1 protein-coding gene is annotated in these 1,912 nt (G+C 43.0%); it reads left to right on the top strand.

What is annotated here, in order from left to right:
* Nucleotides 1-380: 380 nt before the first annotated feature.
* Nucleotides 381-1,912, top strand: a 1,532-nt coding sequence (locus R8269_RS23635) for a GGDEF domain-containing protein (protein ID WP_318222706.1), incomplete at its 3' end; no start/stop codon positions are given.

A 1,912-nucleotide genomic window follows, 5' to 3' on the forward strand; every position in this document is an offset into this window, starting at 1 on the left:
TAGTTTCACGTAATGTCCTCTTCCAACAGCGTTTATACGCTAGTTTTCATAACACACCATGCTCAGTGACACGACGCAATTATCTCTTTTATCCAAAATTGTGATGTTTTCGAGCAAAATAACCACAAAATCTATTGTTGCGTCAAAACTGAAATTATTCATTTGTCTCTTAAATGAGAAAATTCCTTTTATGGTTGAAAATTATTCTCTTTGTCTTTTTTGTGGGACGAAATCGTTTCTACATCGAAAGTTGGTGATTTATTATTCACTACAGAATGCATGGGAAAGCATGCGCGGTGTGACCATTGTCATTCACGTGCAAAATAATAATCAAAACTTCCCACCACACTGAAGTAACTACCCATCAGGGAATAATAATAATGTCGCAATTTTATAAGCTCAGAGCGTTGTCGCTTGTGTTTTGGTTCGTGTTTTTGACGACCAAAGTCTACGCACAAAGCCCTGAGCCAAAAGATAAGTTTCTGCAATCTCTTGAAGGGATTGAGAGCCAAATTTACGCGCTGCCACAAAGTTCACTAGCACAAATCGAATCATTAGAAGAAGACTCTCTACTGCAAAACCAGCCCAAGGATCTGTTGATTCGTTATTGGCTGGCGAAGTCGACCGTTCTTGAGTTGTTAGGGCGCGATAAAGAGAGCTTAGCAGTGGTAGATAAAGGGCTGAGTTTGACACCAGAACAAAGCCAAGAGCACTTGCTGTTCAAGCTGATCCAAATTCGAGCCATGATGGGCAATCGAGATATCGATACCGCGCTCTCGTCGTTGGATGCTTTGCTTGAAACATCACGAGAAAAAGGTGACAAGAAATTGGAATCGGAAGTTCTGTTGCTCAAAGGTCGTTACTACGATGAGCAAGGGGACTATAAGAAATCGTACGCGGCGTTGATGTCTTCGATGGAAGCGGCGGAGTCATCGGGTGCGCAGGGCTTAGTCGAACGAGCAGCGCTAGAGCTCGGTGATGTATTGGTAAAAATTCAAGGCTATGACCGCTCTGAAGTCGTGCTGAAGCAGGCGTATCGTTATTTTAAAGACCGCCGCATGTCGTTTAATGAGTTGCTTAGCGTCCTAACTATTGCAAAGCTACACAAAGCTCAGTTCCAATACGATGAAGCCATCCAATCTTATCAAGCTGCTTTAAAGCTTGCGCAGATTATTGGTGACGGACGTTTTCGCTTTCGGGTGAACTTGGAGCTTGCGTCTCTGTATCGCGAAACCAACAACGAAAAAAACATGCTGCGTCATCTCAAGCTTGCCGAAAACTTGCAGTACCGTGAAACCTCGAATGCGTACTTGGCAACATTTAAGTTGTTGCAAGCTGAGTACATGCTAGAGCGTAAGCAGTATCAAGCTTTGTTAACGATGATTACGCCTTTGCTTCCTGAGATCATCGAGAGTCGCTACATCAAACAGCAGCAAATGGAGCTGTTAAAAGTCGCTGCTATGGCTTACGCCGGAGATCAAAACTTCGAATTGGCCTATCAAACCTACGGTCAATATCATGAAAAATTCATTCAATTTAGTAATCAGCGTGAAGTCGAGAACTTAGAGCGACAACAAACCTTGTTTGAGCTAGAGCGATTAGAGTACGAGAACGAAAACCTCAACTGGAACAATGTATTACAGCGTCTAGAGCTGGAGAATAATCGCCGAACGTTCTACCTGTTGGGTGAAGTGTTATTGGTAATGATTGGTATTTTATTGCTTATGGCGTTGGTATTTTTGTACGTGAACCGTTCGCGTTTACGTATGCGTCGTTTGGCGAAAACCGACATGTTAACGGGCCTATTTAATCGCCGATTCTTGGAAGAGTGGTTTGCGAAACCTGCAGAGCAAAAGCCTAAGCTGATTGAAAAGCCAATTCCAGAAACGAAGAAAGGTAAGTTGGCTCACAA

Source organism: Vibrio sp. Vb0667, assembly GCF_033391095.1.